The 8,382-nt window shown below is 46.5% G+C and carries 6 protein-coding genes and 1 pseudogene; 2 read left to right on the top strand and 5 right to left on the bottom strand.

Annotated features, from left to right (window positions below; translation table 11 throughout):
• Nucleotides 1–75: 75 nt before the first annotated feature.
• Together R7Z78_RS25060 and fabR are read right to left on the bottom strand one after the other, a co-directional pair.
• Nucleotides 76–165, bottom strand: a pseudogene (locus tag R7Z78_RS25060) (DUF1422 family protein); the annotation flags it as partial.
• Nucleotides 165–806 (bottom strand): HTH-type transcriptional repressor FabR, encoded by a 642-nt coding sequence (gene fabR / locus R7Z78_RS23320; protein WP_005378632.1) that lies wholly within the window; start codon nucleotides 804–806, stop codon nucleotides 165–167. The gene fabR and the pseudogene R7Z78_RS25060, both read right to left, overlap by 1 nt.
• A 263-nt stretch (nucleotides 807–1,069) precedes the next feature.
• Here fabR and sthA point away from each other — a divergent pair, with 263 nt between their 5' ends.
• On the top strand, nucleotides 1,070–2,500 hold the full coding sequence (sthA, locus tag R7Z78_RS23315) for a Si-specific NAD(P)(+) transhydrogenase (protein WP_005389689.1): 1,431 nt from the start codon (nucleotides 1,070–1,072) through the stop codon (nucleotides 2,498–2,500).
• Nucleotides 2,501–2,557: 57 nt separating this feature from the next.
• Here sthA and dinF read toward each other — a convergent pair whose 3' ends face one another.
• From dinF to lexA, 3 genes are all read right to left on the bottom strand, one after another.
• Nucleotides 2,558–3,907 (bottom strand): MATE family efflux transporter DinF, encoded by a 1,350-nt coding sequence (gene dinF, locus R7Z78_RS23310; RefSeq protein ID WP_017636071.1) that lies wholly within the window; start codon nucleotides 3,905–3,907, stop codon nucleotides 2,558–2,560.
• A gap of 55 nt (nucleotides 3,908–3,962) precedes the next feature.
• Nucleotides 3,963–4,757, bottom strand: coding sequence for a class I SAM-dependent methyltransferase (locus R7Z78_RS23305; protein WP_005378679.1), 795 nt, complete (start codon nucleotides 4,755–4,757; stop codon nucleotides 3,963–3,965).
• Nucleotides 4,758–4,941: 184 nt separating this feature from the next.
• Nucleotides 4,942–5,562, bottom strand: a complete 621-nt coding sequence (lexA, locus tag R7Z78_RS23300; RefSeq protein ID WP_104975674.1) for a transcriptional repressor LexA — start codon at nucleotides 5,560–5,562, stop codon at nucleotides 4,942–4,944.
• A 368-nt stretch (nucleotides 5,563–5,930) separates the two neighbouring features.
• On the opposite strand from lexA, the gene plsB reads away from it, so the two are divergent.
• Nucleotides 5,931–8,357, top strand: coding sequence for a glycerol-3-phosphate 1-O-acyltransferase PlsB (gene plsB, locus R7Z78_RS23295; RefSeq protein WP_104975675.1), 2,427 nt, complete (start codon nucleotides 5,931–5,933; stop codon nucleotides 8,355–8,357).
• Nucleotides 8,358–8,382 lie beyond the last annotated feature (25 nt).

Here is an 8,382-nt window from a genome sequence, read left to right as displayed (position 1 = left end):
GTACTCTTGGTAAAGAGCTTGTACAGCCAGTACGAGTGCAATCAATGGGAAGATTGAAAAAGACACTTCACTCATGGTCAACCATGACAACAAAGCATCACCACACATACCTGCAACCAGTGCCAAAATCAGCGTTTTCTTTTCAGATTTATTTCCATTCGACATTATTCTATCCCGCCTTTTAATCGGTTACGTTCACGTTCTTTGCGATACCAATAGGCCCCTTTGGCTATCATTCGCAATTGCATGATCAATCGCTCGGCGAGTTCATCGCGCTCACGTCGATCTAAATCTAAAGCTTCAGCCCCCGAACTGAAAACCAAAGTCACAGACGCTTCTGCTTGAGTATACGCCTCTTCTCTGGTCACGCCGGTGCTCATTAAATACTCGGTTAATTCTGCCGCAAAATGCTGGATTTCTCGAGCAACAGCGGTACGAAATTCAGCAGAAGTGCCGGAGCGCTCACGCAACAACAAACGAAAAACGTTCGGACTACTTTCAATGAATTCCATAAAGGTTTCGACCGAGGTACGAATTACGCTACCTTCTTTCACAATACGTTGACGCGCCTGACGCATCAGTTGACGTAGTAGCAAACCGCCTTCATCGACCATGGTTAAGCCTAGCTCATCCATATCTTTGAAGTGGCGGTAAAAAGAAGTCGGTGCAATCCCTGCCTCTCGGGCGACTTCTCGCAAGCTAAGGCTGGAAAAGCTGCGATCCGCACTTAATTGACTAAATGCCGCATCGATCAATGATCGACGTGTCTTCTCTTTTTGCTGTGCGCGGATTCCCATCGATTTCATTCTTAACTTGCTCTTTTTCTGTAGGGTACAAGAGCCTCAATATAACGCAATTTGCTCCTACGGAGAAAGATATGTTGCTTCGCTCGCTCTGAGCGCCGAGAACGTTACTATTGGCATGCATCTAATTGCAATGTTCTCGATGCAATTTATAGACATACAACATACCAAATCACCCTTTTGGTCGATTCTGCGTGATCACTTCCACTCTCTAACAGGCATTACGTGTACCAATAGAGTAAATGAGTTAAAATCGCGCTAAAGCAATGTTAAGCAAATATAACAAGGAAGGCATCATGGCGCATGTTAATCACTATGACGTGATCGTAATCGGTAGTGGCCCTGGCGGAGAAGGGGCTGCAATGGGATTAACCAAAGCGGGACTGAATGTTGCCATTGTCGAGAAAGAAAGCAGTGTCGGCGGCGGTTGTACTCACTGGGGAACTATTCCATCTAAAGCACTGCGTCATGCCGTTAGCCGCATCATCGAATTTAATAGCAACCCGCTATTTTGTCGAAACAACACCAGCGTTCATGCAACATTTTCTGACATTTTAGGTCATGCTAAATCGGTCATTGATAAGCAAACTCGACTTCGTCAGGGCTTTTATGACCGTAACTCATGCACACTTTTGTTCGGAACCGCGCGATTTATCGATAACTACTCAATTGCAGTGATGCAAAGCGACGGTACAGAAGAAATCTATTCTGCGGATAAGTTTGTCATCGCGACGGGTTCTCGCCCGTATCAGCCTAACGACGTAGATTTCTTGCATGAGCGCATCTACGACAGTGATTCCATTCTGAGCCTGAAACACGACCCTCGCCATATCATCATTTACGGTGCGGGCGTTATCGGTTGTGAATACGCTTCTATCTTCCGCGGCCTTGGAGTGAAAACCGACCTTATCAATACCCGCGACCGCTTGTTGGAGTTTTTGGATAACGAAGTGTCAGATGCGCTGTCTTACCACTTCTGGAACAGCGGTGTGGTAATTCGTAATGATGAGACCTATGAAAAAATCGAAGGCACAGAAGATGGCGTGATTATTCACCTACAATCTGGCAAGAAGATGAAGGCAGACTGCTTGTTGTATGCGAATGGTCGAACAGGTAACACCGATAAGTTGAATTTGGGTGCAGTGGGTCTGGAAGCGGACTCTCGCGGACAACTAAAAGTAAACCGTAACTACCAAACCGATATCGAACACATTTACGCTGTAGGCGATGTCATCGGTTACCCTAGCCTTGCAAGCGCCGCTTATGACCAAGGGCGATTTGTCGCACAAGCCATTACGAAAGGTCAGGCAGAAAACTACCTGATTGATGATATTCCAACGGGTATCTACACCATCCCAGAGATTAGCTCTGTGGGTAAAACCGAGCAAGAGCTAACAGCTGCGAAAGTACCGTATGAAGTAGGACGCTCTTCGTTCAAGCATCTAGCTCGTGCACAGATCGCAGGGAAAGACATCGGTAGCTTGAAGATATTGTTCCATCGTGAAACCAAAGAAATTTTAGGGATTCACTGTTTTGGCGAACGTGCCGCGGAAATTATCCACATCGGTCAAGCCATTATGGAGCAAAAAGGCTCAGCGAATACCATCGAGTATTTCGTCAATACCACCTTCAACTATCCAACAATGGCCGAAGCGTATCGTGTCGCTGCGTTGAATGGTTTGAACCGCTTGTTCTAATCTATGCTTCTTGATAGCAGACAGAAAAACAGCAGGCTTGGACCTGCTGTTTTTATATCAACATTGTGCTAGGAAGGTATCCTTGTGCCATTGGTAGAGAAAGATAACCCCTAAACCAATACCCCGCATCAACATAAAGCTCGTCATTGCAAACCACAGCGCGTGATTTTCCCACTCGGCGAATAAGTAAAAGACAACGAAGAAACTGCTGGTCGCGACAAACATACTATTGCGCATGTCTTTGCCTTTGGTTGCACCGACAAAAATGCCATCCAATAGAAAGCACCACATCGACGCAAGTGGCATCACCACCAGCCAAGGTAGATACACCGCTGCTTGCTGTTGGACCGTCTCAATTGAAGTGATCATGGCGATCAACTCCGATCCCGCCAAACCAAAGAGCGCGGTCAGTCCTAAGCAAATAACCAAACTCCAAAAGAAAGTGCCGACAAGCGATGCACTCAATTGTTGCCTATCTTTGGCACCAATCGCCTTCCCGACCATGGCCTCCATCGCATAAGCAAAGCCATCCATGCCATACGAGATAATCATCAGGAAGCTCATCAGAACCGCATTTGCAGCGACAACCTCATCACCCAAGCTCGCGCCTTGGAACGTCATAAAGCTAAAAGCCGCTTGCAGACACAAAGAGCGTAAGAAAATATCGCGATTCAATTTCACGAATCGCCCTAAACCGTGTTGAGTGCTGGCTAGCAACTTTTGAGGTGATGGTAATTGCCTCTCTCGCCAGGTTTTCCAGACACACATGAGACCAAAACCCATGCCAGAGTAGTCAGCAATCACCGATGCCAGCGCAGCGCCTTCTACTTTCCACCCCAAACCAATCACAAACAACAAATCGAGGGCAATATTAGTCACGTTGGTGATGATCACCATCCACATTGGTGCTTTGGAATTTTGCGTTCCGAGCAGCCACCCCAACAACACAAAGTTCATTAGCGCAGCGGGGGCACTCCACACACGGATAGAGAAATATTGCATACCGTAGTGTTTTACCTCTGCGCTGGCGTCACTCCAACCAAAGATCAAATCAGCTATCGGGGTATGGGCAATAAGGAAGACTAACGCAAACAGCAGCGCCATAAGTGAGCCTTGCATAAACACCAAGGCAAGTTGCTTTCGGTCTTCACCGCCATAGGACTGCGCCGCCAACCCAGTAGTCGACATACGCAAAAAACCAAGCAGCCAAAACGTCACGCTGATCATGGTGCTGCCCAACGCAACACCACCCAAATACCAAGCGTGGTCTAGATGACCAATCACCGCAGCATCGACCAAACCGAGCAATGGAACAGTAATATTCGACAGCACCATAGGTATAGCTAAAGCTAAGACTTGGCGATGAACTTTTGGGTTAGATAAAGGAGAGAAGATTGAATTTGTCACAGGCACCTCATCAGTAAGATCGACGAGTGTACCTGAGCGCTTAACGACTAGCCAATTACCACTTGATATGAACGAGTACTGGCGTGAGGCGATGCTTCAACATTGGAATCTTATTAAGCCAACGCTGCCAAGCTTTCCAACGAGAACAGAATCTATCGAATGGCGAGAAAGCTTTCACCCACTGTGCCCATGGTAACCATTGCAATATCTGTGCTGCAGGCGCTTCAAAGCCATGAGCATAACGATCAGAGCCAAGCTTTTGTCCCCACTTGGTTTCCGTTAAATCTCCTGCCAGCACCATACACAGTTCAGCAGAAACAAAATGTCGACCTAAGGTTTGAATAAATTTCGCGACTTGACGCTCTGTGCAATCGAGCAGTGCCATTTCACATAAAATGAGTACCGGTGCTTGCTCTGGAATGGCTAACGTCTCTAGCCACGACATTTCATCCACACTGCCACAGCGATGTTCATAACGTTCATTTTTGTGGAACAAACGCTGACGCCATACCAAATTTTCCGTCACATCCAGCTCTATCCAATGGCAACGTCCATTATCCAAACGATAAAAGCGGGTATCCAACCCCGCTCCGACATTGATTATCCAAGCATCGGGATACTGCTGTAAGAAGTGACTAACCTGCTGGTCACAAAGCTGAGTCAGCGTCACGTGCAGCAATTGCTTCTGCGCAATATCACCACTCAAACAATCCGGCGCCATCTTACAGCTCAAACACGCTTTAGCAGCTATCGGATCGTACACCAAGCCATTGTCGACCATGCTTTCACGGCTACGCAATAACAGTGGCTTTAATAAATGGTTAGGAACTTGATGTTTAGACTGAGACATGGGCATTTCCTGCGCCAGAGAGAAAACATAGACATTAATAAAGATGATAATGAATATCAATTACATTATCAAGCTTATAAATTGGTCAAAACAAACAAGGTCAAGATGATGAGCAAGCTTTTGGAGGAAGTAGAAAAAGAGAAAAGACAAAACAGCCCAGATGAACTGGGCTGCTTAAATGCACTTACATCCAATCGGTATTACGAATAATACCAACGGCTAAGCCTTCTATCGTAAGGTGCTGAGACGTTAAGTCCACTTGAATTGGGGCAAACTCTTCATTCTCAGCATGCAGTAATATGGTTGAACCTTTGCGCTCCAAACGCTTCACAGTCACATCATCATCAACACGCGCAACGACAACTTGACCGTCTCTCACGTCTTGGGTTTTATGCACCGCGAGCAAATCGCCATCCATAATCCCGATGTCTTTCATACTCTCGCCATTTACACGAAGTAAGAAATCCGCTTGCGGTTTGAACATCGCAGGATCGACTTGGTAGCGCGCCTCTACGTGCTCTTGAGCCAAGATTGGCTCACCCGCTGCGACTTGACCAATCAAAGGCAAACCCTGCTCATCATTGGCAGCGTCTTCAAGCAGGATACGAATCCCACGAGAGGCGCCTGGAATAATTTCAATAGCTTGCTTACGAGCAAGCGCTTTTAGGTGTTCCTCTGCGGCATTCGCAGAGCGGAAGCCAAGCTCACGCGCAATCTCTGCACGAGTTGGTGGCATTCCGGTGTCATCGATTTTACTTTTGATCAAATCGAAGACTTGTTGTTGGCGTGGCGTTAACGGCTTCATGTCTCACCTGTCTTTTTATACAGTTAACTGTGAGTATATCCAGTAAATGCTCAAATGAAAACCCAATTGGTTGTTTTTTAATTTATTTGTGGAGAGCTTTCAGCTTACCGATTAAGTTCATTCTTTATTCGTTTAAAACACCGACTTTTCAGTTAATCAAGTCAAAGCAATAACTTAGGGTTTCGACTAATTTACAGCCAATAAAATTAAAAGGTTTGACCAGTTTCTGGTATCCTTGCAGCGCTTAAATTTTATCGCCTAGGCTTATTTCTATTGCCGTACTCATCTCTTTTTATAGAGAAGACATGCAAAGCGGAAACTGAAATAAGGTTAGGCCTGTTTGAATACCTATTGAGGCTGTGAACTTTATGTCTTCTGGACAATCATTTTCACGTTCATTACTAAAACTACCTTTATCGGTACTGGTAAAGGGCACCGCAATCCCGTCGAACCCGATTGAAGATCTGAACATCGACCTAACTAAACCGATTGTATATGCCCTGCCGTTCCGCTCGAACGTGGATTTGCTGACACTGCAAAAACAAGCCATGAGCCTTGGTCTACCCGACCCGCTCAGCCCGCTGGAAATCAATGGCAAAACGCTGAACCGTTTCGTCTTTATCGCTGCGCGTCCAACTGTGATGAACAACGATAATGATGTCCCAACCGATTCTGTTTCTCTGTTCACTGACTTACTGGAACTGCACAAGTTGGATAGTGAGTTGGATGTTCAAATGATCCCTGCAACCGTGCTTTGGGGTCGTAAGCCAGGTAAAGAAGAGAACCAAAAGCCTTACCTTCAACCGATGAATGGTCCGCAAAAAGCCAAAGCAGTAATGGCGGCGGGACGCGACTGCTTAGTTCGCTTTAGTCCCGTGGTATCTCTGCGTTATATGGCAGACTCTCACGGTACCGACAGCGCAATTGCGCACAAACTGGCTCGCGTGGCGCGTATCCACTTCTCACGCCAGAAACTGGCTGCTTCAGGCCCAAACCTGCCACAACGCCAAGTGTTGTTTGCTCGTTTACTAAAATCTCCAGCTATTGAACTGGCGATTGCTGACGAAGCCAAGATCAAAAACATCTCGATTGATAAGGCACGTAAAGAAGCCCACGACATCATGGATGAAATCGCCGCCGACTTCTCCTACAGTCTAGTGAAAAACGGCGACCGCATCCTGAGTTGGTTATGGACAAAACTATACCAAGGTTTGCACATCAATAACGCCTCGACTGTGCGTCGTTTAGCGCAAGACGGCCACGAAATTGTGTACGTTCCGTGTCACCGTAGTCACATGGACTACCTGCTGTTGTCTTATGTTTTATACCATGAAGGCATGGTGCCTCCGCACATTGCGGCAGGCATTAACTTGAACTTCTTCCCGGCCGGTCCGCTTTTCCGTCGTGGTGGGGCGTTCTTTATTCGTCGTAGTTTTAAAGGCAACAAACTGTACTCAACCATTTTCCGTGAGTATCTAGCTGAGCTGTTTGCCAAAGGCTATTCAGTCGAGTACTTCAGTGAGGGTGGTCGTTCACGTACAGGTCGCTTACTGCAAGCGAAAACGGGTATGCTGGCTATGACCATCCAAGCAATGCTACGTGGTCTAAACCGCCCAGTTACACTAGTGCCGGTCTACATCGGCTACGAGCACGTAATGGAAGTGGGCACTTACGCGAAAGAGCTGCGTGGCAAACGCAAAGAGAAAGAAAACGCAGGGCTTGTACTGCGTACTCTGCGTAAACTGCGTAACTTTGGTTTGGGCTATGTGAACTTCGGTGAGCCAATTCAGCTCAACCAATACTTGAACGAGCATGCTCCTGAGTGGACGAAAGACATCGACAGCATGGGTGGTAACAAACCACAATGGATGAATCCTGTGGTCAACGACCTTGCTAATAAGATGATGACGCACATCAATGATGCGGCGGCAGCAAACGCGTTGACCTTGTGTGCAACCGCACTGCTTGCTTCTCGTCAACGTGCACTTTCTCGTGACTCGCTGATCAATCAGATCGAGTGTTACTTAAAGCTACTCAAAAATAATCCGTACTCAAGCACCTCCACTATCCCTACCGAAAGTGCTGAGGAGTTGGTTGATCATGCAATTTCGCTTGATAAGTTCGTGATTGAAACCGATAGCATGGGTGACATCATTTCGCTGGACCGTAGCCAATCGATCCTGATGACTTACTATCGCAACAACATCATTCACTTGTTCGCTCTGCCGTCATTAATTGCCCAAATGCTCATTCGTCAGCGCAACCTTTCGGTAGCCAAGATTCAAGCTAATGTCGCGCAAATCTACCCATTCTTGAAGAAAGAGCTGTTCTTAAGTTACCAAGAAGACGAGTTGGATGAATTGGTCGTTAAAACACTGCATGAATTTGCCGATCAGAAAATGATTAGTCTTGATGGTGATAAGCTGGAAATCAATCAATCGAACAACCAGCCTTTGGTTCTGCTAGGTCGTACGATAACTGAAACGCTGCAACGCTACTCTATCGCGATGAACTTGCTTGTTGCTTACCCTGAGCTGGGTAAATCGGACCTAGAGCAGAAGAGCCAAGATATTGCTCAGCGCCTAGGGCGTTTGCACGGTATTAATGCGCCAGAATTCTTCGATAAAGGTGTGTTTACCGCCATGTTCAATACGCTCAAACAGCAAAAATACCTCGATAACGATGGTAACTGTGACACGAAGAAAACGCAGCAATTTGCACGACTACTGTTCACTCTGCTTTATCCAGAAGTGAAACTGACGATCGAAGAGAGTATTCACCAACTTCGGTCGTAACCGTTTTACCTTCTTCCAATAAGAA

The sequence above is a fragment of the Vibrio sp. 1167 genome, assembly GCF_033340375.1.
GTDB classification, from domain to species: Bacteria; Pseudomonadota; Gammaproteobacteria; order Enterobacterales; family Vibrionaceae; genus Vibrio; species Vibrio alginolyticus.
Note: the sequence above shows the minus strand (reverse complement) of the source record. Positions and strands in the feature narration are given on the sequence as shown.